We start from the raw sequence: 21944 nt of genomic DNA, 5'->3' as shown, positions 1-21944 counted from the left end.
GCGCCGATGTACAAGGCGGGCATGCTCAAGAACACGTCCAACGGTCGCTTCCACCCGGTTATCTTTCGACCGGCCCCGTTTCCCGGGCCTGGACCTGAGAAGGTGCTTCGGTACCGCTCCCTGGGGCACCACACGACGGGCTTCGCGGAACTGGCCGATGCCGAAGCCTCAATCGTGGAGCAGGGTTGGGAGAGGGTCGATCATCTGGCCGAATGGGACGGCCAGGGCATACCCGCTGAAACCATCTTGCTGCCGGCAACCGCGTAACTCACGGCTGGACAGCATTGAACGTTCGTCTCGGCCCTGCCCACCGGCGGGGCCTTTTCTTTGGCCGGACAGCGCCGGCAGCCTCTGACTTTTGGCTTTTGCTACAGCGGCAAAGACGAAGGATTCTGAGAAACCCCAAGGACAATGCGAGCGGGCGGAATTTCACGTTCGAGCCGCCTCACGCCGCCAGCCGCCCGGTCTCGCCTCCCGCAACCTGGAGTCCCCGCGATGAAAGCCCAAGCCGCCATCCGCGCCATCATCGCCCGCATCCAAGGCAACTGGGATCAACCGGATCTCGTGACCATCGGCCCGCTGGGCGAGACACGGGATGACATCCTGAGGATCGCCCAGAGCGTTGAGCCGGAAGATCAGGAAGAGGAGGCGGACAACAATCCGTTTCATCCCGAGAGCCCCGAGGGGCGAGCCTGGGAGCGAGGGGAGCTGCGCACCTGAGATGGGACACCTCTATCAGCTCAAGACGGCGGCCAAGCCGGGCGAGATCATCGTGATCGGCGGCCCCTGGGACACCTACGGCAAGGTCCTGAAGCACCAGGCTTCTGGCTTTCATCTGATCCGCGGCCTTGGCCACGCGAAGCCGATTGGAAGGATCATCAATTGAGCGAGAACGGCAATCCCCGATGGCTGCAATATTGCCGGGTGAACGGGCGAACCGAGGAAGAGCAGCTCGCCGACGATCGCAAGCGATGGCCCGGCGGCCCGATGGTCGGCTACACGCAATGGAACGATCGCATGATCAGCCGCTTCTGTGCGGACCACCGCGACGCGTTCTGCCTGTCCGGAAGAGGCCTTGCGCTCACCACCGAAGGCCATGCGCGCTACGATGCGTGGCTCGCCCCGAAGGTCGAAACCGAGCTCACCTATCGGCAGGACCGCATGCACCGGGACGCCGCGAAGATTCGGAACGTCGACGGCTGGCCCCGTGACGTCCTGCCAATGAAGACGCAATACTGGGTCACCGAAGCCGCCGGCGGGCGGATGCGCCTCGCGAAGATCCACGCGCATGATCTCCTGACAGTCGAGGACGAAAATGGGTCCGAGACCTATGCCTCGATCGAAGACCTCGTGAGGGTCTGGAGCGTCGACTAGCGCGGCGACTGCCCAGCGCAATTCCACCCAGTTCGAGCATGACGCGCGGTTGAAATCGCGCGAGCGAGGAAGCTTGTCGATGACAAACGTCTGCGAAAGGGCGTTCAACGCGTACACGCCGGAAGAGCGCCTCCGCGCCCTGCGGTACTACTTCGGCCAGCCCGAGGCCTCCGCAGAAGAGCTCGCAGAAGCAACCGGCCTTTCTGCGGTCGACCTGCTGAGCAGGCACCACGGCGACGGCGGTCATAGCCATGGCTTCTACGGCGTCCGGACATGCGGCCTGGACTGGCGCCGGGACACACTGGCCCCCCAGCATCAGGGCGATTGGCCGTGGTGGCGCGATGTCATTCAGGCCTTCTGGATCACCGGTCCGCTCGACGGCGTCAATCCTCTCTATCCAACCAATCACGCCCACTGAGAGATCTCGTCATGGGAACTGCGCGCGCCCGTACGAACCAGGCTGTTGCCCGGATTATCACCGAAGCGGTCACCTCGCCCACCCGCAACGACAAGGCGCTGTTCGTCGCGGTCCGGGCGTTGGGGCTCACCATCAGCAAGCGGGAGGGCGAATATCGCATCTCCATGCCGGGACTGCCTCGCGAACGCGCCGAGGCAATCGCCGCCTACACGGATGACCGTGATGACGCGTGGGGCACCGCGAAGATGATGGCGAAGGAGCCCCGCCGGTGAGCATCACCTGCGAAGGCAATCTCGACGTTGATCCGGCGGAATGGCTCCGTCAGCACTTCGAACATGGATGGTGCGCCGAGTGCGGCCGCGACCACCGAAACCATGTTGCGATTCCGTTCATCGGCAACTGGTTTGCACGCTGCAGCCTTGAACCCGTTATCGATGGTGAAGACGCGCTCGTGATGAATCCCGAACGGCTTCCAGACAGCTGACGGGCCGGCCGCTCCCCAAAACCGATCCCAACGACACCCTCAACGCGCTCGCAACCGGGCGTGAACACGAAAGGATTCCGCCCATGCAGACCGTCACCGTTGGCACCGCGCTGATCGATCGAGCCGGAAAGACCGGCTACGTCGCAGAGATCCGCCAAGCCTCTGGGACCAGCTTCGTCCTTTCCGGCGGCATGAAGCCCGTGAACGTCGAATACATCTGCTGCTTCGACAATCACGTCTCCGAACTTCCCGACGGCATCGCCGCGCCCTACATCGACCATGCGAAGGCCGCCAACATCCCCGCCATCTCGGCCGAAGCCACCGCAGCAATGCTGGCTGGTGCTCGTCGGGCCATGGCAGACCGCCGCAATGCGGCTCAGCGTCAACAGGAGGATGCGCGCCGCATTCGCGCTGAATTCGTCGCTGACGCGGCGTCCCGCATCCCGACCTGGGCCAAGGCTGTTCTCGTTGGCGAGCTGATCGAAGACAAGTCCGACACGATGTCGGATTACTTCCACTCGACCTCGACGCGCACCGTCATTCTCGCCTTCTCGCGGCACACCCGCGACCTCTTCCCGGAGATGCGCGAGGCGGCCCGGAATTGCGCTGACACCGCAGTCCTCGCCGACGCGCCGGACTCGGCCGAGCACCGTGAGAAGTGGTCGATGGGTGCCGGCTACTACCTCAAGGATGGCTCTCGCCACGCGTGCGGCTGGCGCGTCAACAAGGTGAAGCTGGCCACCGACAACCCTGCCCTCAGCATCCCCACAGGCGAATGGGCCGTCCCGGCGGCCCCGTTCGCTCTCCCGGTCGAGACCCAGTCTGTTTCGATGCCCGGCGCCGGCTTGCGCATCGAGGAACACATCCACACGAAGAAGGGCTTCCCGATCTTCATCTGCATCCTGCCGGATCGAGTCGAACGTGCCGAGTTCGACCGGCTGCGGGATCTCGCGGTCTCTATGGCCGGCTGGTACTCCCGCCCGTGGGGCGGCACGCCCGGCGGCTTCGCGTTCAAGGATCGCGCCGCAGCGGAGGCGTTCGCGAACCCGGGCGCGCCGGCCCCAGCGGTGGAGCCTGCCGCCACGGACGAACCGACGAGTGCGCCGGAGCCGAAGCCGTCGCGCGGCGGCGCTGCAATAGCCGCGAAGCTCCGCACGATCGCCGAGGGCATGACCAAGGACATCGCCGACAAGTTCCGCGATCGCCTCGCAAACACCCCGAAGCGCCAGCGGGAAGCCGCAAGCGCCCGAATCGACGGGTATCAGCTTCAGCGCGCGCAGGCCGGCCTACTCAAGCTTGCCGAACTTCATGACACCGGCGCAGTGCCGACCGCGCTCGTCCACGTCACGAGCAAGAAGATCGCGCTGGAGCTGGCGCGGGCCGAGATCGACCGCAGCCAGGGCGGCTACTACGACGCCGGCCACGAGACCGGCCGTCCCGCCGATAAGGGTGACGCTGCCCAGCAGTTCTGGGCTCTGATCGCGGAAACCGCAGCGGCGGATCGCGAGGCGGAGAAAAACCGCCGGATGATCGAGGACCTCCGCTTCACCAAGATCCCGGGCTTCTTCCCGACCCCGGAGGTCATCGTCGACCAGATGGTCATCGAGGCCTGCCTGCCGGAAGGCCCCTGCCTGATCCTCGAGCCCGAGGCCGGGAGCGGCGCCATCTGCGACGGCGTGAGGCGGGCGGCGCCACATGCTGTCGTCGAAGCCTTCGAGGTAAATGGCCGCCTTCGCCATGTTCTCGAGTTGAAGGGCATCAATCTGATCGGGTCCGACTTCACGCAGGCCGTGCCGGAGCCGCGCTACGATCGGGTGCTGATGAACCCGCCGTTCGAGAACAGCCAGGACATCGAGCATGTCCGCCATGCCTTCAAGTTCCTGAAGCCCGGCGGCCGGCTGATCGCGATCATGTCGCCAGGCCCGTTCTTCCGACAGGACCGGCGCGCAACCGAGTTCCGCGAGTGGTTGCGCCTGCTTGGCGGCGCGCATGAGAAGCTCCCCGACGGCGCCTTCAAGGAAAGCGGCACCGGGGTCGGCACCGTTCTCGTCACAATCGACGCGGAGGGGTGACGGATGCCGCGCTATTCCCTCATCATCAACTGGAATGACAACGACCGCGAGCAAGGCACCTTCTCCTGGTCCGGAATCGCCGACAACGAGGAGAAAGCCGAGGAAGCTGCCCGCGACGAGATGCGCGGCGCCGATCCCGAGATCTACGGAGACGACGACGATGTCGGCGGCTCGGTGGTCGAGATCACCCTCGGCGCGGTCTGGAAGGCTCAGGAGCTCGAGGACTCGCTTCGCAGCCTGCTAAAGCAGGTAGACGCCGTCGCCGACCGCTGCGGCTGGGCAGACCAAGGCGAACGCGAGGCAGCCCGCGAAATGCTCACCGAGCTGGACGCCGCCTGACCGAGCCGTTCCGGCCTCGCTCCCCTGAGCGTCATATTCTTAAATCCAAAAGGACAGCCCGTGCCCGTTTTCACGATCAAGGACGATCGCTTCTTCGGCGATCGCGTTCCTTTCACGATCTACCGTGAGGGCACGCCCCTCCTCGCTGCCGTCGACGAGGCAGGAGCCAGCAAGGTTCGCGACGCACTTGCGGCCGGCGAGCCCACCATCGGATCCGACCACGGCTCGAGCATCAGCGAGCAGGTCCGGCTCGCGATTTCGCTCGTGGGCACCGACGACTGGAACGGCCGTCAGGAACTGCGCGACATCATCGCCTATCTCGGCCGGCGCGCACTTGCCGGTCTCGACCTGGAGCGAATTCGCGCGGCCGTCAAAGCGCATGATGACCGGCTCAACGATGAAGAACAATCGGGCGGGGCCGTCGCGCCGACCGGCGACGACTACAACGACATCTTCGCGATGATCATGGATGGCGTGCCTTCCCGTCCGGTTGTCGGGGACTGGACGAAGCTGAAGGTCCAACTCGAAGAGGCGCAGGATTTCCTCGTCGCGAATTTCGGCCCAGCAGAACCGGGGGACGCGACCAACCCGCGCCGCTGGTCGGATGAAGACGCTTTCGCGCTCTACATCGACAATGCTGCTGTCCTTTCGGCCGCCAATACGATGAGCGCAGCCGCGGCCATCACGGCCGGCGCCGCGCTGAGGGCCCTGAAGACCGGCCGCGATCTCATCGACGAAGCGATCGGCACGCACATCTACGGCGAGGATGACGAGCAGCCTGAAGATTGCAGCTATGCAGCTGGGCTGCGCGAGATCGAAGCCGCGATTGCCCTCGTTGAGGGCCAGGAGGCCGTGAGCGACACGAAGTTCGTCTCGCCATGGGCCGCGCTAGAAGCGGCACAGTTCTGGCTGCAGGAAGAGGCGGCCAGCGACCGCCCCGGCCAGACCAGGCCGGACGACATCCTACGCGTGATCAGCGATGTGCTGGCCGGGCGTCCGATGGCTCCTCTGACCTCCGATATGGTCAAAGCCGACCTCGCCTCGCAATGTCGCTTCCTGAACTCTGTGATCGGCACACATTCGCAGCAGGGTCGCAACGAGGCTCGCCAGACTGCTCTCTACATCGAGGGCATGGCGCTGAAGATGCTCGCCAGCCTGAAGACGCTGTCGGAGCAGGCTCGGGAGGTCATCGACACGGTCATCCGCGAGGACGTCCCTGAATGGTTTTCCGCCGTCGAGTCTGCCGAGGTGATCATCGCCGCCGCCGAAGCGAAGGAGGGCTGAGAGATGACCTGGTCGCTCCAACCCTGCCAGAACACAGAGGGGCGCGAGTCCGTCATCACTGACGGCTCCTACGTTCTTGCCCGCATCGAGTCCCCGGTCTGGGACATCGAGGCCGAAGCCGTCGATCCGCGAGACGTGCAGGCGGCCCTCCTGATGACCGCCGCGCGCGACATGTTCGACATGCTGAAGGCCATAGCCGGCCTTCCGAACGCTATGCTCGACATCGGCCGGGCCGGACTCTGGGATCAATTCCAGGCCGTGCTCGCCCGCGCTGAAAATGGTGATCAGCCAACCCGCAGACCCTCCACGTCCTCAATCCGGGCTGCTGAGGGCTCTCGCGATTTCGTCGAGCGCGTCGCTGGGCTTCGGACACTGCACGACCAGTTCCGCGCGGATTCGCCCGAGGGCGAGCAGCTGCGCAACGACTATGAGAACGTCGACGATTATCGTTCCGATCTCGGCGAGGAGCGGCTGAGCGCCGAACTCGGGAAGCTCGAGGGGCTCATCCACGACGCCCGACAAATACTCGTCCGGGAACCTGCCGATCCGCTGCACCGAAATGCAAGCAAGTTGCTCGGCTTTGTCGCCGAGGTCGCGCGGCGCGACCCAGTATTCGCCAAGGGCTCTGGGAAGGCGGAAATTGTAGAGGCGCAGACGCTTCTCGCTGAAGCCGAGGGGCGGCGCATGGGTCGGCCACTCACCCCGAAGTGCCGTGTCCGCTTCTCCGGCTCTTTCGCGCCGACGTTCCGGGGCCGCCAGGGGACGTTTTTGCGCATCGACCCCCAGAGCGGATTTGCCATCGTCATGTTCGACGGCGATGCGCGCGAATCCAAGGCTGCGCCCATCAATCTCGAGCGACTGGACTGATCGATGGTATCCATGCATTTCCTCCCGTCCGATGCCTCGCCGGCCCGGCGCGAAGCGCAGGCGCGGTATGAGGCCGCCCTGGCTGCCTACCCAAGGGCCCGCAGTCAGGACGCCTTCGAGGCTGCGAACGAAGAGCTCAGAGCGGCAGAAGCCGCCTGGGCCTCAGTCTTGCTAAGCGAAGACAAGGCCCGGCGTCCCCACATTTACGCAGTGGACGAACCGGCCGGCGCCGATCAGCAGCAGGCTCAGGCACCGAGGCTGGACGACGCGCTTCACTGGCTCACGCGCCTCGTCGGCGAGTGTCTATTCGGCGAGGCCGCCGACGCTTCGCCGCAGCGGGTTATTGCCTTGGCCAAATCGGCACAGAAGCGCCACGGCATCACTCGCGACACCTTGGCGGAGGTGATCTCTGCCCGCGCGCCGGATATCGCCTCGTTCGCCATCACGGCCGCCGATCGCGATCTGCTGGGGCGGGCCATCGCAGACCGCATGTCGATTTCGCTCGCCAGCAACAAGCGGAACGAGCTCGACGCTGCGACCCGGATGAACATGAGGCTCCAGGGGCTCGACCTGAAGCCCGATACCATGCGCGGGGCGGCGGCGGACTTGCTGACGCAGCTTGTCCGTATGACCGCGCTGATGCGGCATGTGCTCAAGACTCCCGGCTATGGCGATGACGCCAATTCGCGGGAAGAGGCGAACGACCATCTCGATAAGGCCGACGTCGCCATCGCCAAGGCGGAAGGTCGACCCCACTAGATCATCGCCACCTGCTCGCCCCGGTACATTTCGGAGAGCCGCCAAAAGCGGCTTTCTTTCTGGCTCGTCAGCCAATCCCTGACGGAACGAGATCCGCGAGCCTAGAAACGCCTGACACGCGGTTGACCACGCATTGCGATCTCATAAGCTCTCCGCGAACTGAGGTCGCGATGCGTATGTTTGATCGGGTTGTTGCCTGGCTTGCCGGCGACCGTGAGCCGCCTGCCGCGGCACTGGTCGAGCGCAACTTCATGCGAACCTGCACATGCATCAGCCTCGTCTTGCAGGAAGCTCTCGCAGATGCGGACGAGGCCCGGTGGGCCAACAGCCGTGTCTGGCTTGCGAGCGCGACACACACCTATTTCGATTACGGGCTGTGGAACCGCCGATCGAACGGCAATGACTTGGCTTTTCAACGGGCGCTCGAGGGGCAGCTCAGACGATGGGGCGACGATCTGGCCAAGCAGGAGGCGATCAATCGCGACCAAGCCATTGAGGCCGTCCGCCAATCGTCCTTGGTTCTTGAGCGAGCACTGGAAGCCGTCAGATCCGATGACCCCAAGAATGGCGCCGATTTTTCGTTCACGTTGCTCCATCACCTCCTGAAGATTGTGATCGGCGAGCACGCAAGCAGCTCCAAGGCTTTCAACCCTGACGTCGCGCTTCGTTTGGATGGTCTCATGTCGGAGGCGATCAGCGCGCTACGGCCCTTCGAGAATGCCGCCTCGCGATAGCAGCGGGTCACGCACCTCTGGCCGCGCGTAACCGCCCGCTTCTTCCGCGCCCACAGCACCGTCCCGTTCCGTAATCTGCTGTGCAACGTCATTCCCGCATCAGGTGCGGGGAATGCGGCCGCTCGTCGCCGCGCCAGCACAACCATCCGCCGGGTGGTCTTCTCAGCGCGAGGAAAACGAGACCCGAGACATCCAAATTCCGAGAGGACACTCGATGCGCCAGATCATTGACGCCCAGGTCAACGACGATCTCCAGGCCGTTTGCGAGGATCGAATTTCAGCCGACCGCTTCGTCGCCCGCATCATCCAGACGGCACTGCCGATGGCACTGCGCGCTGCAGCCAAACTCCACCCCAATGCGTTGCAGCGCACCGCTATGGAAGCGACTGCCGATCTCTGCGCGCGAGACGCAACGCGCGACGGCGCGATTGCCGTCGCCGACGTCGCGCAGCGAGCTGAGGATTCCGCTACCGGCATCGAATTCCGCTACAGCGGCCTCCTGGTCAGCCGGCTCGCCCTCGCTGCGGTTCAGGGCAATGCCCGCAACATCGTAATCCGGGCAATTGTCTCGGAATCCTGCGGACCTGAGGTCAAGGCGGCGATCGCCGAGGCGCTCCGCGAAACCGCCTCCGAGGCCGCGTCCGTCACGCTGCTGGCCGCGTAACTGCCGCAACTTCGTTCATCTGCCACAGCAAGGAAACCCGTCTTGATCGTGAACATGATTCCGGGCCACGCCGCCGCCGAGCCCATCGCAATCGCCACCGTATCCGAACCTCTGCAACAGGATGATCGCGCATGGGAGGCCATCCACACAGGCGGTGGGTGTATGGCCTGGGAGAATGTCTGCGACGACGGCGCTGCCCGCATTTGGATATGCGACAACGGCCAGTCGCTCGGCGATGACCAGACAGACGGCTGGCTCGTCGGTCTGCACCCTTACGGGGAATGGCTCGACCATTGGCAGGGTTCCGCCAAGGCGCTCGACGAGGCGCTGCATCTCGCCCGCCTGGCGCAGGCCGCACGCGCCTTTGCCCTCGGGTTCAACCCCAAAGCGCTGCTGACCTACCGCGAGTTCGTCGCCACTGGCCGCCCAGTCTCCGACCTCGGCGTTGCAATCGAACACGCCGACGACGCGACCGGCCCCGGTCGTGTCTATGTCGACCGCGTCTTCATGACCGGAACGGATGCTGACGGCTACTCGCTCGTGATCGGCAACGTGGAAACCACCGCCGACCGGTACGAAGCCCTGGAACGAGCGCTCTACGAGTTTGCTGCCTCAGAGGGTTACCTCGAGGCAGGACATTGAGACGCCGACTGACCGCAAGTTGAGGATTCAGGAGAGAAATGCTCATGGCCGAAATGACCGGCAATCCCGACGCCATCACGCTCGGCACCGGAGCTATCACGTTGACGCGTGAGCTCATCGAAAAGATGCTGACGACCATCGACGCCGGCGTCACTCCCGGCCTTGGCTCGCGCATCCCAGGCGAGATGTGCGTTGAGGCGGCAATCAGCTATGCGCTCGGTCTTCCGCATAGTGACGATCCCCAGTGCGTGAACTCGGCGGTCCGTAGCTTCGTCATCCACCTCAACGACGTCGCCTGGTCGTCGACGGCTGCCCGCGCCGCTGGCATGCGCCGTCTCGCCATCGCCCAGCTCGGCACTCGCGAGACCCTCGATTCTAAGGTCTTCATCAGCCGAATGATCGACCTAATCAATCGGGTATATGTGCCGATCGTGATCCGATCAGTTGCGGGGTTTCACCCCTCCCCGACGCTTACGCGGAAGCTCGAAGCGGCCGCGCACCGTTGCGCGGACACGGGCAGTCACGACGCCGTCCTCGATGCAGCGGGCGTCGTGGAATCGGCTGCGAGCTCCCGGTTCCGGCTGTCCAAGAAGCATCGCAACATGGTCAATTCGGCGGCGAGCTTCGTCACGGATATCGCCATCGCTACCGACGACGAGATCTTCGCGCCCCTGGCGCCGGCGAAAGCTACGACCCTCGCCCTGGATACGGCCTCTACCCTCGTCCATTGCTCCGACAATCCCGATACGCTTCTCGCAGCATATGCGGAAGCCATCGTCCAGGTCCTGAGCGAACTCCGCGCACCCGGCATTCGCTGGATGCCGCTGGCGCGGCAGTAGGCTTCAACAGGGATGGGAATTGAAGCTTTCGAGCTTCGAAATCACGGGGACAAGGGAAGAGCCGGTCCTCGGAACCTCATGAGGCGATCTCAGATCGCTCCCTTCCGACAAGGAAAGCCACCATGACGAACTCGACCTCCGCCAACACCCCCGCCGTCGCCGCCGCCCGCCGCCGCGCTTACGGTATGCGCGCCGCCGCCAAGGCCCGCGAGGCCGCCCAGCAGCGCCGCATCGACGAATGGCGCGAGGGCAAGAAGAAGGCTGCGGTGCAGGCGAAGATCGACAAGTATGTCGAGGGCAAGATCGCCGAGAAGAAGGCGATCGCCAAGGCGAACCGGATCGCCGCGTACTACGCCGGCAAGGGCAAAAAGGCCTCCTGAACCACCGTCGGCCGCCGCCACTCAAATCAAAGCCCTGCCTCGCGGCGGGGCTTTTTCGCTGGCGTCCCGCCGGCACGGCGCAGCCACATCAGACAAGCTTTAGCGACGAAGGTAACTGCCCGTTGGCCGCCTTCGCCTATGAATTTGCCGCCTCGCATCTACGGAGAATGAATTGCTTCTGCGTCACGCCACTTTCGCCTTCAGGACTCTGCTCCTGGTCATCGGGTCAGCTCTCGCTTTCGCGCCGGCGACCGCCCGGGCCGATTCCGACCCGCTCATCGGACACTTCGCCGTCGACTGCATGCGAGCGAGCGTCGAATGCTCCTACGAGATCTCCTCGACTCCGGAACAGGGCTATGCCCTCACCTATCGGGTCACGGAAAAGGGCAAGCCCAGCAATCAGGTCTGCCAGGTGAAGGGCACCTCATTCAACAAGATCGCGCAGGAGCTGACGGTCAAGACCGACGACAACAACACGCTTTCGGTTCGGCCCGAGAAGGGCAACAACGTCTTCGTCTACGCCTCGTATGGCGCTGCCTGCGAACTCTACAAGATGGGCGGCGTCGCCAAGCGTATCCATCCGGCGGCAGCGGTCCAGCCGGCAACGAAGACCCCGAAGACATCAGCCGCGGCGGCCCAGCGCGACCCCTTCATCGGCACCTATTGGGTCAAGTGCCCGACCGGCCGCCAGTGCTGGTACGACATCGAGGAGCAGAAGGAGAAGCCGACCTACAAGGTGACGTTCACCGTCGCCGATCGCGTCGGCAAGACGCTCTGCAAGGTCGATGGGTTCGGCGCGGTGCGCGACGACGGCATTCTCTGGGTCATGCAGGGCCATGGGCACGCGCTCTACATCACCTTGGCCAAAGAGGGTGCGGTCAAGGTCGAGCAGGCGCGCCTCGGACTATGCGGGAACATCCACGCTTCCGGTCTCGCCCAGCCCATCGGCAACTGACGTCAGACATCGCATCAAGATGAGAAAAGCCGCCGCTTCGGCGGCTTTTCTTTTGGCTGATCGGAGAAATGGACAAGTGAAGCTTTCGAGCTTCGAAATCACGGGGACAAGGGAAGAGCCGGTCCTCGGAACCTCATGAGGCGATCTCAGATCGCTCCCTTCCGACAAGGAAAGCCACCATGACGAACTCGACCTCCGCCAACACCCCCGCCGTCGCCGCCGCCCGCCGCCGCGCTTACGGTATGCGCGCCGCCGCCAAGGCCCGCGAGGCCGCCCAGCAGCGCCGCATCGACGAATGGCGCGAGGGCAAGAAGAAGGCCGCGGTCCAGGCGAAGATCGACAAGTGGGTGCAGGGCAAGATCGCCGAGAAGAAGGCGATCGCGAAGGCCAACCGGATCGCCGCCTACTATGCTGGCAAGGGCAAGAAGGCCTCCTGAACCACCGCCGGCCGCCGCCGCTCAAATCAAAGCCCTGCCTCGCGGCGGGGCTTCTTTTTTGCCTGCCGGGCCAAGTCCGGCAGTCGGTTTGTCCAGGAAATCGGGACGAACACGATTTCGATCAAAACCCCGAAAGGACGGCGACATGGCCGCGCGCATCATCTTCTGCATCGAGAGTCGCGGCGCATCGCAGCAGCCGAGCCTGGTCCGGAACCTCGCTGAGCTCAGCCTTTCCTCGCCCCAGTCCAAGGCCGTCGCCTTCCAGGCGATCGCGGACGGCACGAACCCTCTCAAGGTACGCTGCTCCGATCCGCAGCACATCGCGGTTCTTCGGGAGGCGGTCGCTGAGCAGGCGCGGCCGAATTCGACCGCCTGCTTCATAATCCTGGTCGAGGACCGTGCCCGCACCCCCGTGTTCCACGCGGAGAAGGTCGCCACCCCAGAGAGTCAAGCATCGTTCGACGATAGCTGGGCGCAGCTCCAGGCCGCTTGAGATCCTCATCCAGGGTCAGAGAAGCCGCCTCAAGGCCAATTCCCAAAGGAGCAAACCCGATGCTCAGCAAGTTTGCACAATTCGTCGGTTTGGCGCGCCCCTTCCTGCCGGTCGCAGCCCTCACGGTCATCAGAGACACCGGCAAGGAGCGCTTCGCCATCGAAGCGCGCGCCAAGGGAGATGCCTGCGACCTGCGCGTCATTGCCGATACTGGCGCCGTCGTAGCCGAGACGCGCACGCGCGCTGCGCTCGGCCGGGTTTCGTTGACGCTCTCAGATCTCGGCCTCGGTCGGCGTAAGCGCGGCGGGCTTCGCGTCGCGAGCATTCTTCTGGGGCAGGAAGGCATTCACGCGATCAACCTCGATCTACGCAGCCGCGGCCTCGCCGGCATCTGACCCCGATGTCAATTCTCGAAGAAGCAGCCAAAGTATCTCGGCTTGTTCGCACGAATCGGGGCCGAAGCAGCCAGCCTTTCTCACTCAAATGAGAAGGGATTCGAAATTATCATAGTTGATGAGACAAAGTTGGAGTAGCGGAATGCGCAGGATAGTCCCTCCCAACAACGAGTCCATTGCGGGCTTTCTGCCTACGCGCTTTCCTGCGCGCCAACTGCACTACGAATCAAATCTGGAACGAGACTTCCTCATTCTGCTCGAGATCGACATCGGGATCGGAGCCGTCGTCACTCAGCCCCTGACGCTGAAGCTGGATGTTGATGGTCGAGAGCGCTCATATACACCAGACATTCTGGCCGTCTGGTGGGATGAATCGCACTTTACGTATGGCACCAAGAAGGTCGTCTTCGAAGTTAAACCTTATGACATCCTGAAGCGCGACTTTTCTAAGCTTGCGCCAGAGCTGCGAGCCGCAAAGCGCCATTTTGCATCGCGAGGGATCGGTTTCAGGGTGGTCACCGATCGGAGCATCTACTGTGCCCGCCAGGCCAACGCCGCTCTGCTGGCTCCCCACGTTCGCAGCCCTATGTTCATGGACATCATGGAGACGATCGTGGACTTCATGACCTCGCCCGACGTTTTGATCCAGCGGAAGCTCGGAGAGGTGCGTCAACGCATCATGGCGGACGGCGTACTTCGAGAAACGGCGCAGGATGCCTTGTACCAAATGGTGGGTATGGGATTCCTGAAGACCGACCTGGATGTCCCGCTCAGCGACGACACGGTCGTGAAGTGGTTCTCGACCGTTGCAGTTGAGGAGATGCCCCTTGAGAGCGATTAGCCTCACCGTCCAAGAAGAGACGCGCTAACCGACAATGAGCCCCGGCGGACCGCCCGGGCTCTCCCCAATCTGTCCTGCCGAGGAAGAAAGGACCGCGAGGCCGCGGCTTTGTAATTCACGGAGGACCAAGATGATCCAGCATGGCACTGCTCCCTTCCTCGAGTGCTCGAGCAGGGGTGACCGGCGGCTCTCCGCCTTCAGCGCTCGGATCCGCCGGCGCGGTGGCCGCTCGATCGAGGAGCTCTATCAGGCCGCGAAAGTCTTCGAGGATGGTTCGACCGGCCTGAGCTGGCGCGAGGCGAAGGGGAAAAGAGCTGTGAACGCCGCCGAGGTCCGGGTCCTCTACGGCGTGCTCTGGGACGAGTATGTCGCTGAAAATCCGCAACTTCTGGCCGTAATCACGGAAGCCAGTGGCCTGCAAGACCTTTTCGGCCAAGCCGGCCACGCCTGCCAGGCGACCGAGCTTTGGCGCATCCGGTGCGCCGCGCTCGGCGTCGCCGCCTGAGCGTCCTGAAGATCCAGAAACGGGAGAATTCCATGCTGATCCATATGGGCGCCGTCACCACGTCGCAGCGCACTTCGATGTTCGCAGGGGCTTCGGGGCAAGAGGTCATCGAGAAGATCGCCGATTGGTGCCGGCGGCAGCCGATCGTGAGCTGGCCGAACCAGGCCTTACTCGACGAGGAGGTCGTCGGCGGCGGGCCCAAGAAGATCGTCGATGCCTATTTCACTGGGCATCCGACGGACCGCTATTCACTGGGCAGCGATCTCGTGGCCGGACGGCTCGTCCCGATCGCCCCGGATTTTCGGTTCGAGATCAACAAGACCTATCCGACGCTCAGCGGCAAGCTCGTCAAGATCATTGCCCTCAAGGACGACCTGACGGGCTATGAGACGGTCCAGGGCGACGACCGCGAGGAGGAGGATCTCGGTCATCGCTACAACCGCACCACCGGCGTCATGGACCAGGGGCGCTGCACCGGCAGCCCGGATGACAGGCCGGAGAACCTGATCCCGGTCGCGATCGACGACGCCAGGATCGTCTGAGAGGCCGCCATGTTCGACATGAACGAGCTCCCGGCAACTCCGGATGAGATCGCGACCTATACCCAAGGCGCCTGCCACATCTTCGCGCTGGCGCTCCACCGGCATCTGGGCGCGGGATTAGTCATCGTGACCGATCCGAAGCGCACCATGCCGGCGCCGGCGGGTGGCAAGGCTGTCGACCGCGTGCTCCACGTCTTCGCTGTGATCGGGACGCTCGCCTACGACATCGCCAGCGAAATCCGGGCGAGGGACATCGCCGGCGTCTCTCGGCTGGTCTGTCGCGCCCGCAAGCTCGAGGTGCAGACCTTGCGCAGCGAGACGGAGCTTAGGGCTTTCGTCCAGCGGCGGTCCGACGATGCTGAGCGGCCGCTTCGGCCCTATACCGATGCCGATATCGAGGGTGCCTGGACCATCGCCCGGCGCATACTGCCGCGACGCCTGACGGCTTCCAAGGCTGCCTGACCGATCGAAAACATGCGCAGAGCAAAACCCCGGCGCCGATTGCGGCGGGGCTTGCTTTGACCAGTCGGCCAACTCCCGCCTGCCTCGCCTCAGGCATCGGATTGGTTCGAGACCAGGAAGCGAAACCCGGATCGGGTTGAATTCCCAGGGAACGTGCCGATGGCTATCGATTCCACCAAGCTGAAAAAGATCCTCGCGCTCGTCGACTCCGGGATCGAGGCTGAGAGCCTTGCGGCCTTGCGGATGGCGCGCAAGCTGCTCGCCGCAAACGGCATGGATCTCGTCGCGGTCATCGAAGCTGGCGTGAACGCGCTCGCGGCCCAGCCGGAGGTCAATCCCTACGCCGGTGCCTTCGACGATATCCTCGCGCGGCATGCACGGCCGACGCAGGCCTGGTCACGCGCACACCACGCGCCGCGGTGACCCCCGCGCCCTGACCCACACCGGCTCATTTCCCAGCAATCTCGGAAGGATCGACGATGCCTGCCCCTCTGCAGAACGCCTATTCACGCATCCAGACTGCGCTCACCGCCATCCGCAAGCTCGATGGCGACCGCTACGAGCTTGGCCAGAAGCGGCATGCCGCAGTCCGCAGCGCCAGCGATGCACTCGCGCGCCTGTTCGATAACGCGCCCGATGGCCTGATGCAGCTGACGCCGGCGGTGCTCGTGGATCCCGAGGCCAGCTATCTGATCGTCGAGCTCGCCGACGCTCGCTACGATGGGACGCACTATGGTCGGGTCAGCTTGACACGTGTCGGTATTCGACACCTCGGCGAGCCGACCGCGATCGACTTGACCACCGATGCAGTGCTGGGGAAGCTCAACCGAATGGCCCTGACTCCGTCCCTCCGGTGGTCGCAATCCGGGATCTCTTCGCACGGTCCGCAGCGGGCCGGCGCCTATCTGGGCCTCAACTTCGGCTGCCCGGACGGGAGCTTGGTCGGGCGCACCAAATTTGCCTTTCCGATGTCCGGTCCGGCTCTCGAGCATCCGGCCTTCAAGAGGCAGGCTGAATACGCCCTCGATATCCTTCACAACCAGTCGATGTCGGTTCAGATCGTGCGCAAGCTCGACCGCAAGCTGGCCGAGAATGAGGCAGCCCGCGCAGCGCAGCAGAAGATCGTCGCCGATCTCATCGCGGCCGCCGGAACGTTGGTCGACCCAGTGAGCATGGACAGCGAACTCGTGTCGCTTATTCGCCGCATGGACTGGAGCTTCGAAGAAGCCGACCGACCGGACGGCCGATTCCACGACATCCGCCGCGAGATCAGCGCGAAGCTCAACACCATGCCCGTGGACACGGCGATCGCCTTCATCGGCGGCGCCGGTGCTGAATGGTCCTATGCCTTCCGGCTGATCGAGCAGCCGGCGCAGAAGCTGGCCGCCTAGCGCTGCGGAGCAGCCTCTTCCGGCCGCTGGCCCTTTTCGGGGACAATTCGGGCAGAACCCTGATTGAATCGAAATCACGAAGGACCAAGCATGGCGCGTAAAACTCTGGCGCAGGATGTCGTCGCCCAGGACTTCGATCGCCTGATCAGCAGTGTCCGAAAGCTGCTGATCGACAACCCCAACTTCAAGACTTCTGAGGATGGTCCCCATCGCGTCCGGGAGGCCTACTACTTCAGGGAGCACCCGCGGACCGCCGATTTCGTCCGCGAGGTGCTTAAGGGACAGGCCGAGCACATCCTCGAAAAGATCGACACCCTGAAGGCTCTCGCCGTCGATTTCACCGACATCAAGCAGATATCGGACGAGGAACTCGCGGCCGAGGTCGAGCGCCGAAAGGGCGGGGCTACCGTCGACGCCAATGTCGAGGCGCTCGCGACGGCCGCGGCCGATGAGGTTCGCCGCAGCTACAGCGTTCTCAATTCGGATGAACTCGCGCTGACGGTCTCGTCCGCGGTGACGATGCGGGCCAAGGCGCTCGCGCGCGCCGTCACGCCCGACACCGGCCCCCTCGATGTCCTCGCTCAGGAGAATGCGGCATGAAGCGCCTGACCACACCCGTTCCGTGCGCGCACATCGCCCTGTTCTACCAGCGAGCTTGGGAAGAGCATCACTGCATCGGCAACAACCTTCTTCGGCATGGCTACGCGCAGTGGTCACGCGGCGATGTCCAGCGTCCTGACAACAACCTGTTCCAGTGGCCGCGCGGCCGCCGCCTGCAGCCTCCCCCGGCCCGCCTTGCCGGGTAGGCACCAAGGTCCAGCCGCTGGGACCAGCCCGCCGCCGAAACCAACCGAAACAGCCTAAGATCGAGAGAACCGCCATGGCGTGCGACGATCCGAACGACGACATCCACGACGCGCACGCACCGTGCGTTCACTGCGCTGAAGAGCATCCGGTCGGAGTGCTGGAAGCTGGGCATTGCCCCGCTTGCTGCGACACGGATGAGACGGATCAACACCATGGCTGACGAGGTCCCGAACACTGCAAGAGCACCCGGTCGCGAGGATATCGAGCGAACCGCCCTCTTCCTCCTCCAAGTCCTCGAAACCGCAACGAGCCTCGTATACCCCGACGAAGCCTCGATCCCTCGGCTCAGCCCGCATGTTGAGCGCGTGAGGCAGCGGTACGGCGAGCTGCGAGGCAAATCCTTCTCTGAAGCCTATCGGGTCTCTCGGGTTGAATTCATCCGTGAAACCCTCGAAGCACTCCTGGGTCGCGCGCCGGCTGCGCTTCCTCCGTCCCCTCGTACCCGATCGGCAGGTATCGACGGCACTGTTGCGGCCCTAAAGGGGGCGCCGAACGCGATCGAGCGCCTTTGGCGGGATTGCGAGCTTCCGGAATGGTTCCTCGGCAATGGCGGCACAAACCATAGGCTCTACGACTTCGCCCGGCGCTTCGCTTCCATTCCTCCCGGAAGGATCACAGAGGGGGCTCATATCGAGACCGTGGTCGCTGCGCTCAGAGCCCATTTTGGCGACAGCAATCGCACTTCGCTCACGGCGCGCGAAGCCGGCCGGCAGGCAGCCAATGTTGTCCGAGCCAATCTCTCCCCGTCGGCCCAGGACAAAAGCTGGCGCGACGATCCGACTGCCGATGAGCGCTGGAACGCTGGTTGCGACTTTGCCATGACGCAGCTCTGCTCATATCTCAATGTCGATCCCGTTTCGGTGTCATGGGATGCCGCGACCGAGACAGTCGAGGGCGACGTTTCCGCCGTCATTGGAAACATCCTCAGCGCCAAGTTCGGGGAGAATTGGTCGCCTGACGCTTCGGCGCCCGAGAGCGCTGCCTAAGGCCGCGCCCGATCCGGGGCTGAGCCGGGGCTGAGCCGGCGCCCGTCGTCACCGTCGTGGCAAGTCCACGGTCTGATCCGCTGCTGAAACAGCCGCGCATCCGAGTTCATTATTGATCATCGCAGCGATCAAGCCCCTGCCGGAGAATGTCCGAATTGACCGATCATTCGCCCAGCGCCTCCACGCTTCCCGCGACGCTCAGCCAAATGACGCTGTTCCGCGAGATGCCTGACAGCGAGTTTCCGACCACGAAGCCCTTCGACAAGACGACTCCGCCGCCCAAGCCAAATTCCGATGGCTGGGATCCGGAAGCCGCTGCGCTGCGTCTCGAACAGAGCGGCGACTATCGGATTCTGCGGCGCGTGGTGCCCCGGCCGATCATTCCGCGGTCCGAGAGCTTGTTTCCGAACCTCGCGGCCTTGGTCGACGTCGAGACCACCGGCTTCGATCACAGCCGAGACGAGGTAATCGAAATCGGCGCTGTCACCTTCACCTATGACGATGCCGGCGTGATCGGAGATGTCGTCGGCGTCTACGGTTCATTCCAGGAACCGTCGTTCCCGATCCCTCCTGAGATCACGCGCATCACCGGGATCACGGATGAGATGGTTTCTGGCCATAAGATCGATACCGCGGCGCTCGATCTGATCATCGCGGATGCCGATCTCGTGATTGCCCATAAGGCGAGCTTTGATCGCACTTTCTGCGAGAAGCTCACGCCTTCATTCGTCCGAAAGCCATGGGCTTGTTCGGTCGAGGAGATTGATTGGAAGGAGCGAGGTTTCGAGGGATCGAAGCTTGCGTATCTCGCGAGCCAGTCCGGGTTCTTCTACCTCAAGCACCGCGCGACCAGCGACTGCCAGGCACTCCTCGAAGTGCTCGACAAGTCGGCCGACATGGACGCCCAGACACCCTTCGCAGAGCTGCTGCGTGCCAGCGCGCGTACCCGAGTGCGGGTCTACGCGCAGGGCACCCCGTTCGATCTGAAGGAGATCCTGAAGGCGAAAGGCTACCGCTGGTCGGATGGGAGCGATGGTCGACCGAAAGCCTGGTGGATCGAGGTCGACGAAGAAGCGCTGGAAGACCAGCGATGCTTCTTGCGTACCGAGATCTATAGGCGCTCACAACTCGAGCCGTTGACCACGCGGCTGACGGCGTTCGAGCGCTGGCGCGCAGGCTAGGAAGCGAACTCGACCCCGCGCCATCGTTGGCGGGACAATTGCCGCGATCACCTGAACGATTCAAACCCCGAAGGGACATCGCCGCCATGAAACCCGTGCGAACGATCGTCCGCTCGCTCTACGGCTCCCAGCTCTACGGGACGGCCCGACCTGACTCCGATACCGACTGGAAATCGGTCCATCTCCCGTCCGGGAAAGGAATCCTCCTCGGCCGCCACGAGGACCAGTTCGACAACAACGATCCCAGTAAGCCGAACGGGGCTGGCGACGCGGACGAGGAATCTCATTCGCTGCGCAAGTTCCTCGGCATGGCCGCCGCCGGCGAGATGCTCGCAATCGAGCTCCTCTTCGCTGAAGGCTCGGCGGTCGAGGTCCATGACCCGCTCTGGCACGAGGTCCGCGCGCTGACGCCCCGGATCGTGACCCGCGATTGCCTCGGGTTCGTCGGCTATTGTCAGCGCCAAGCGGCGGCCTATTCTATCAAGGGATCGCGTCTCCTGGCGGCTCGCGACACGGCAGATTTTCTGTCAGGTCTCCGGGACCGCCATGGCCCCGACGCGCGGCTGCGCGACCATGACGCCGAGATCCGCGCGTTTTGCGAAGGCCGCCTCCACGTCGCGGTCGAGTTCCTCAATGGTGGTGCGAAAGAGCAGGACTTCCTCGTCCTCTGCGACCGGAAGTACCCCTTCAGCTCGACGGTGGACCACACCCTCATGCATGTCGGCGCCGTGCTGAAGAGCTATGGCCGGCGGGCCGAGACGGCGGCAGAGAACGGAAACGTCGACCTTAAGGCAACCATGCATGCCTTGCGTGTCGCGAGTCAGGCCGTCGAGCTGCTCAATACGGGGCACATCACATTCCCTCGCCAAGACGCGGAACACCTCATGGCGATCAGGGCGGGCGCGTTCGGAAAGGAGCAGCTCGCCGAGATGTTGCAGTCAGCCCTCATCGCTATCGATCGAGCGGCTGTGAGCTCCGCCCTGCCCTACGAGGCTGACCACGCCGCCATTGACGATCTAGTCCTGCGGGCCCATCGCTCGCAGATCGCGGCCGGATAGACCTCCGCGTCGCCGTCTGTAGTGGTCGAGATTCGGATCCTCGACGAAAAATCTGGGCGAACCCAGATTGATCAAATTCACGAGGACGAAGGCTATGGCCAGCAAGAAGCTCAAGACCATCGAGATCGCCGCCTCGAAGCCCTTCAACGAGCACCGCAAGGGCATGTTCATCTGCGCGGGCAACGCCGCCGCCGTGATCACCGTCGATACCCGCCGCCGCGATGTCCGTGCGCGAAAGGGCGCAGGCTCCTACAGCCGCAGGGAGCGTTTCGGCCGCGACTACTGATGTTGCCTTAGCGGGCTGATCAACCGCTGGCATTTCACCCTTCTTCAACGCCCTGTCGCTTAGCTTGAGCGGGAACGAAACCCGTTCCTGTTGATTTAACTGGTCTAGCGGCGTAAAAGGACGAGGCACAGAGACGTTCCAATGGCTCCGCAAATCGCATCCTTCGACCCCTATGAGCTCCAGCGAGCCAAGCAGCTCGCGCGGGCCGAGGATGACGCGCGCCTCGCTTCCGACGCTGTTTCGCGCGCTGAGCTTGAACGCCGTAACGGCATGTTCTCGGCATTTGATCCGTCACTGATGCGCATCGGGCGGCGGCGGGTTCCCTTCCGCAAATCATGACAGACGACACTGCAGCCCTCGGGCCTGCGGAAGTCATCCCCATCGTATCCAACCTAACAGCCGACGATGGCGCTTTCATCGTAGGCGGTCAGGCGACGAATCTATGGGCATGGTTCTACCGCGATCGCGCACCCTAACTCCGGACTCAAGGTCCCTTCACGAGTCAGGATATCGACTATTTTGGTGAGATCGATGTCGCGCAGAAGCTAGCAGACGCGCTTAACGGAACCGTGTCGCGTCCTTCCAAAGATACGATGAACACCCCGAACACCGCAGTGGTCGAGGTGAACATCGGAGGACGCACGATCCGGATCGACTTCCTGAACAAACTTCTGGGAATCCAGAAGAAG

The 21944-nt window shown here is 63.7% G+C and carries 33 protein-coding genes; all 33 read left to right on the top strand.

The window, feature by feature from the left end; translation table 11 throughout:
- The first annotated feature begins 6 nt into the window (after positions 1–6).
- Positions 7–267, top strand: coding sequence for a hypothetical protein (locus Q0Q02_RS17815; RefSeq protein ID WP_293811327.1), 261 nt, complete (start codon positions 7–9; stop codon positions 265–267).
- A 228-nt stretch (positions 268–495) separates the two neighbouring features.
- Complete coding sequence (locus Q0Q02_RS17810; protein ID WP_293811325.1) at positions 496–720, top strand: hypothetical protein; 225 nt, start codon at positions 496–498, stop codon at positions 718–720.
- Between the two features lies 1 nt (position 721).
- A complete protein-coding gene (locus Q0Q02_RS17805; protein ID WP_293811323.1) occupies positions 722–886 on the top strand; it encodes a hypothetical protein in 165 nt (54 codons plus the stop codon).
- Positions 883–1374, top strand: coding sequence for a hypothetical protein (locus Q0Q02_RS17800; protein ID WP_293811321.1), 492 nt, complete (start codon positions 883–885; stop codon positions 1372–1374). Before Q0Q02_RS17805 ends, Q0Q02_RS17800 begins: the two co-directional genes overlap by 4 nt.
- 79 nt (positions 1375–1453) lie before the next feature.
- A complete protein-coding gene (locus tag Q0Q02_RS17795; RefSeq protein WP_293811319.1) occupies positions 1454–1792 on the top strand; it encodes a hypothetical protein in 339 nt (112 codons plus the stop codon).
- Positions 1793–1803: 11 nt separating this feature from the next.
- On the top strand, positions 1804–2064 hold the full coding sequence (locus Q0Q02_RS17790) for a hypothetical protein (RefSeq protein WP_293811318.1): 261 nt from the start codon (positions 1804–1806) through the stop codon (positions 2062–2064).
- The gene (locus Q0Q02_RS17785; protein ID WP_293811316.1) at positions 2061–2276 is read left to right on the top strand and encodes a hypothetical protein; all 216 of its coding nucleotides are present in this window, start codon (positions 2061–2063) and stop codon (positions 2274–2276) included. Before Q0Q02_RS17790 ends, Q0Q02_RS17785 begins: the two co-directional genes overlap by 4 nt.
- 83 nt (positions 2277–2359) lie before the next feature.
- The gene (locus tag Q0Q02_RS17780; protein WP_293811314.1) at positions 2360–4348 is read left to right on the top strand and encodes a methyltransferase; all 1989 of its coding nucleotides are present in this window, start codon (positions 2360–2362) and stop codon (positions 4346–4348) included.
- 3 nt (positions 4349–4351) lie between these two features.
- A complete protein-coding gene (locus Q0Q02_RS17775) occupies positions 4352–4687 on the top strand; it encodes a hypothetical protein (protein WP_293811312.1) in 336 nt (111 codons plus the stop codon).
- Positions 4688–4951: 264 nt separating this feature from the next.
- Complete coding sequence (locus tag Q0Q02_RS17770) at positions 4952–5971, top strand: hypothetical protein (RefSeq protein WP_293811310.1); 1020 nt, start codon at positions 4952–4954, stop codon at positions 5969–5971.
- A 3-nt stretch (positions 5972–5974) separates the two neighbouring features.
- Positions 5975–6838 carry a hypothetical protein gene (locus Q0Q02_RS17765; protein ID WP_293811308.1) on the top strand — a complete coding sequence of 288 codons (864 nt, stop codon included), beginning with the start codon at positions 5975–5977 and terminating at the stop codon, positions 6836–6838.
- Between the two features lie 12 nt (positions 6839–6850).
- Complete coding sequence (locus tag Q0Q02_RS17760; RefSeq protein WP_293811306.1) at positions 6851–7597, top strand: hypothetical protein; 747 nt, start codon at positions 6851–6853, stop codon at positions 7595–7597.
- A gap of 170 nt (positions 7598–7767) precedes the next feature.
- Positions 7768–8331: a hypothetical protein gene (locus Q0Q02_RS17755; RefSeq protein WP_293811304.1), complete on the top strand. Its 564-nt coding sequence runs from the start codon at positions 7768–7770 to the stop codon at positions 8329–8331.
- Between the two features lie 112 nt (positions 8332–8443).
- Positions 8444–8995 carry a hypothetical protein gene (locus Q0Q02_RS17750; RefSeq protein WP_293811303.1) on the top strand — a complete coding sequence of 184 codons (552 nt, stop codon included), beginning with the start codon at positions 8444–8446 and terminating at the stop codon, positions 8993–8995.
- A 42-nt stretch (positions 8996–9037) separates the two neighbouring features.
- Positions 9038–9637, top strand: coding sequence for a hypothetical protein (locus Q0Q02_RS17745; RefSeq protein ID WP_293811301.1), 600 nt, complete (start codon positions 9038–9040; stop codon positions 9635–9637).
- A gap of 44 nt (positions 9638–9681) precedes the next feature.
- Positions 9682–10476, top strand: a complete 795-nt coding sequence (locus Q0Q02_RS17740) for a hypothetical protein (protein WP_293811300.1) — start codon at positions 9682–9684, stop codon at positions 10474–10476.
- Between the two features lie 122 nt (positions 10477–10598).
- Positions 10599–10856: a hypothetical protein gene (locus Q0Q02_RS17735; protein ID WP_293811298.1), complete on the top strand. Its 258-nt coding sequence runs from the start codon at positions 10599–10601 to the stop codon at positions 10854–10856.
- 172 nt (positions 10857–11028) lie between these two features.
- Complete coding sequence (locus Q0Q02_RS17730; protein WP_293811296.1) at positions 11029–11811, top strand: hypothetical protein; 783 nt, start codon at positions 11029–11031, stop codon at positions 11809–11811.
- Positions 11812–11990: 179 nt separating this feature from the next.
- Complete coding sequence (locus Q0Q02_RS17725) at positions 11991–12248, top strand: hypothetical protein (protein ID WP_293811295.1); 258 nt, start codon at positions 11991–11993, stop codon at positions 12246–12248.
- A 145-nt stretch (positions 12249–12393) separates the two neighbouring features.
- Complete coding sequence (locus Q0Q02_RS17720) at positions 12394–12741, top strand: hypothetical protein (protein WP_293811293.1); 348 nt, start codon at positions 12394–12396, stop codon at positions 12739–12741.
- A 59-nt stretch (positions 12742–12800) separates the two neighbouring features.
- Positions 12801–13136 (top strand): hypothetical protein, encoded by a 336-nt coding sequence (locus Q0Q02_RS17715; protein ID WP_293811291.1) that lies wholly within the window; start codon positions 12801–12803, stop codon positions 13134–13136.
- 142 nt (positions 13137–13278) lie between these two features.
- Positions 13279–13977, top strand: a complete 699-nt coding sequence (locus Q0Q02_RS17710; protein WP_293811289.1) for a TnsA endonuclease N-terminal domain-containing protein — start codon at positions 13279–13281, stop codon at positions 13975–13977.
- A gap of 130 nt (positions 13978–14107) precedes the next feature.
- On the top strand, positions 14108–14482 hold the full coding sequence (locus Q0Q02_RS17705) for a hypothetical protein (protein ID WP_293811287.1): 375 nt from the start codon (positions 14108–14110) through the stop codon (positions 14480–14482).
- Positions 14483–14514: 32 nt separating this feature from the next.
- Positions 14515–15024 carry a hypothetical protein gene (locus tag Q0Q02_RS17700; RefSeq protein WP_293811285.1) on the top strand — a complete coding sequence of 170 codons (510 nt, stop codon included), beginning with the start codon at positions 14515–14517 and terminating at the stop codon, positions 15022–15024.
- Positions 15025–15033: 9 nt separating this feature from the next.
- On the top strand, positions 15034–15486 hold the full coding sequence (locus tag Q0Q02_RS17695; RefSeq protein ID WP_293811283.1) for a hypothetical protein: 453 nt from the start codon (positions 15034–15036) through the stop codon (positions 15484–15486).
- 159 nt (positions 15487–15645) lie between these two features.
- A complete protein-coding gene (locus tag Q0Q02_RS17690; protein ID WP_293811281.1) occupies positions 15646–15909 on the top strand; it encodes a hypothetical protein in 264 nt (87 codons plus the stop codon).
- A gap of 56 nt (positions 15910–15965) precedes the next feature.
- The gene (locus Q0Q02_RS17685) at positions 15966–16877 is read left to right on the top strand and encodes a hypothetical protein (RefSeq protein ID WP_293811280.1); all 912 of its coding nucleotides are present in this window, start codon (positions 15966–15968) and stop codon (positions 16875–16877) included.
- Positions 16878–16967: 90 nt separating this feature from the next.
- Entirely contained in the window at positions 16968–17477 is a 510-nt protein-coding gene (locus Q0Q02_RS17680; RefSeq protein WP_293811278.1) for a hypothetical protein, read from the top strand.
- On the top strand, positions 17474–17683 hold the full coding sequence (locus tag Q0Q02_RS17675; RefSeq protein WP_293811276.1) for a hypothetical protein: 210 nt from the start codon (positions 17474–17476) through the stop codon (positions 17681–17683). The genes Q0Q02_RS17680 and Q0Q02_RS17675 overlap by 4 nt, the downstream gene beginning before the upstream one ends.
- A 213-nt stretch (positions 17684–17896) precedes the next feature.
- Positions 17897–18730 (top strand): hypothetical protein, encoded by an 834-nt coding sequence (locus Q0Q02_RS17670; protein ID WP_293811275.1) that lies wholly within the window; start codon positions 17897–17899, stop codon positions 18728–18730.
- A gap of 146 nt (positions 18731–18876) precedes the next feature.
- On the top strand, positions 18877–19911 hold the full coding sequence (locus tag Q0Q02_RS17665) for a 3'-5' exonuclease (protein ID WP_293811273.1): 1035 nt from the start codon (positions 18877–18879) through the stop codon (positions 19909–19911).
- 86 nt (positions 19912–19997) lie between these two features.
- A complete protein-coding gene (locus tag Q0Q02_RS17660; RefSeq protein WP_293811271.1) occupies positions 19998–20969 on the top strand; it encodes a nucleotidyltransferase domain-containing protein in 972 nt (323 codons plus the stop codon).
- 94 nt (positions 20970–21063) lie between these two features.
- On the top strand, positions 21064–21255 hold the full coding sequence (locus tag Q0Q02_RS17655; RefSeq protein ID WP_293811269.1) for a hypothetical protein: 192 nt from the start codon (positions 21064–21066) through the stop codon (positions 21253–21255).
- Positions 21256–21944 lie beyond the last annotated feature (689 nt).

This window comes from uncultured Allobosea sp., from assembly GCF_945956895.1.
GTDB lineage: Bacteria > Pseudomonadota > Alphaproteobacteria > Rhizobiales > Beijerinckiaceae > Allobosea.
This window is presented reverse-complemented; position numbering and strand designations above follow the sequence as displayed.

What these genes read in the sequence shown, in the direction of transcription:
- Q0Q02_RS17705 (WP_293811287.1), top strand. Translation starts at nt 14,108, where the DNA reads ATGATCCAGCATGGCACTGCTCCCTTCCTCGAGTGCTCGAGCAGGGGT.
- Q0Q02_RS17660 (WP_293811271.1), top strand. Translation starts at nt 19,998, where the DNA reads ATGAAACCCGTGCGAACGATCGTCCGCTCGCTCTACGGCTCCCAGCTC.
- Q0Q02_RS17765 (WP_293811308.1), top strand. Translation starts at nt 5,975, where the DNA reads ATGACCTGGTCGCTCCAACCCTGCCAGAACACAGAGGGGCGCGAGTCC.
- Q0Q02_RS17675 (WP_293811276.1), top strand. Translation starts at nt 17,474, where the DNA reads ATGAAGCGCCTGACCACACCCGTTCCGTGCGCGCACATCGCCCTGTTC.
- Q0Q02_RS17680 (WP_293811278.1), top strand. Translation starts at nt 16,968, where the DNA reads ATGGCGCGTAAAACTCTGGCGCAGGATGTCGTCGCCCAGGACTTCGAT.
- Q0Q02_RS17780 (WP_293811314.1), top strand. Translation starts at nt 2,360, where the DNA reads ATGCAGACCGTCACCGTTGGCACCGCGCTGATCGATCGAGCCGGAAAG.
- Q0Q02_RS17665 (WP_293811273.1), top strand. Translation starts at nt 18,877, where the DNA reads ATGTCCGAATTGACCGATCATTCGCCCAGCGCCTCCACGCTTCCCGCG.
- Q0Q02_RS17805 (WP_293811323.1), top strand. Translation starts at nt 722, where the DNA reads ATGGGACACCTCTATCAGCTCAAGACGGCGGCCAAGCCGGGCGAGATC.
- Q0Q02_RS17720 (WP_293811293.1), top strand. Translation starts at nt 12,394, where the DNA reads ATGGCCGCGCGCATCATCTTCTGCATCGAGAGTCGCGGCGCATCGCAG.
- Q0Q02_RS17670 (WP_293811275.1), top strand. Translation starts at nt 17,897, where the DNA reads ATGGCTGACGAGGTCCCGAACACTGCAAGAGCACCCGGTCGCGAGGAT.
- Q0Q02_RS17750 (WP_293811303.1), top strand. Translation starts at nt 8,444, where the DNA reads ATGCGGCCGCTCGTCGCCGCGCCAGCACAACCATCCGCCGGGTGGTCT.
- Q0Q02_RS17790 (WP_293811318.1), top strand. Translation starts at nt 1,804, where the DNA reads ATGGGAACTGCGCGCGCCCGTACGAACCAGGCTGTTGCCCGGATTATC.
- Q0Q02_RS17775 (WP_293811312.1), top strand. Translation starts at nt 4,352, where the DNA reads ATGCCGCGCTATTCCCTCATCATCAACTGGAATGACAACGACCGCGAG.
- Q0Q02_RS17685 (WP_293811280.1), top strand. Translation starts at nt 15,966, where the DNA reads ATGCCTGCCCCTCTGCAGAACGCCTATTCACGCATCCAGACTGCGCTC.
- Q0Q02_RS17655 (WP_293811269.1), top strand. Translation starts at nt 21,064, where the DNA reads ATGGCCAGCAAGAAGCTCAAGACCATCGAGATCGCCGCCTCGAAGCCC.
- Q0Q02_RS17760 (WP_293811306.1), top strand. Translation starts at nt 6,851, where the DNA reads ATGCATTTCCTCCCGTCCGATGCCTCGCCGGCCCGGCGCGAAGCGCAG.
- Q0Q02_RS17795 (WP_293811319.1), top strand. Translation starts at nt 1,454, where the DNA reads ATGACAAACGTCTGCGAAAGGGCGTTCAACGCGTACACGCCGGAAGAG.
- Q0Q02_RS17815 (WP_293811327.1), top strand. Translation starts at nt 7, where the DNA reads ATGTACAAGGCGGGCATGCTCAAGAACACGTCCAACGGTCGCTTCCAC.
- Q0Q02_RS17710 (WP_293811289.1), top strand. Translation starts at nt 13,279, where the DNA reads ATGCGCAGGATAGTCCCTCCCAACAACGAGTCCATTGCGGGCTTTCTG.
- Q0Q02_RS17690 (WP_293811281.1), top strand. Translation starts at nt 15,646, where the DNA reads ATGGCTATCGATTCCACCAAGCTGAAAAAGATCCTCGCGCTCGTCGAC.
- Q0Q02_RS17695 (WP_293811283.1), top strand. Translation starts at nt 15,034, where the DNA reads ATGTTCGACATGAACGAGCTCCCGGCAACTCCGGATGAGATCGCGACC.
- Q0Q02_RS17725 (WP_293811295.1), top strand. Translation starts at nt 11,991, where the DNA reads ATGACGAACTCGACCTCCGCCAACACCCCCGCCGTCGCCGCCGCCCGC.
- Q0Q02_RS17735 (WP_293811298.1), top strand. Translation starts at nt 10,599, where the DNA reads ATGACGAACTCGACCTCCGCCAACACCCCCGCCGTCGCCGCCGCCCGC.
- Q0Q02_RS17755 (WP_293811304.1), top strand. Translation starts at nt 7,768, where the DNA reads ATGCGTATGTTTGATCGGGTTGTTGCCTGGCTTGCCGGCGACCGTGAG.
- Q0Q02_RS17740 (WP_293811300.1), top strand. Translation starts at nt 9,682, where the DNA reads ATGGCCGAAATGACCGGCAATCCCGACGCCATCACGCTCGGCACCGGA.
- Q0Q02_RS17715 (WP_293811291.1), top strand. Translation starts at nt 12,801, where the DNA reads ATGCTCAGCAAGTTTGCACAATTCGTCGGTTTGGCGCGCCCCTTCCTG.
- Q0Q02_RS17810 (WP_293811325.1), top strand. Translation starts at nt 496, where the DNA reads ATGAAAGCCCAAGCCGCCATCCGCGCCATCATCGCCCGCATCCAAGGC.
- Q0Q02_RS17700 (WP_293811285.1), top strand. Translation starts at nt 14,515, where the DNA reads ATGCTGATCCATATGGGCGCCGTCACCACGTCGCAGCGCACTTCGATG.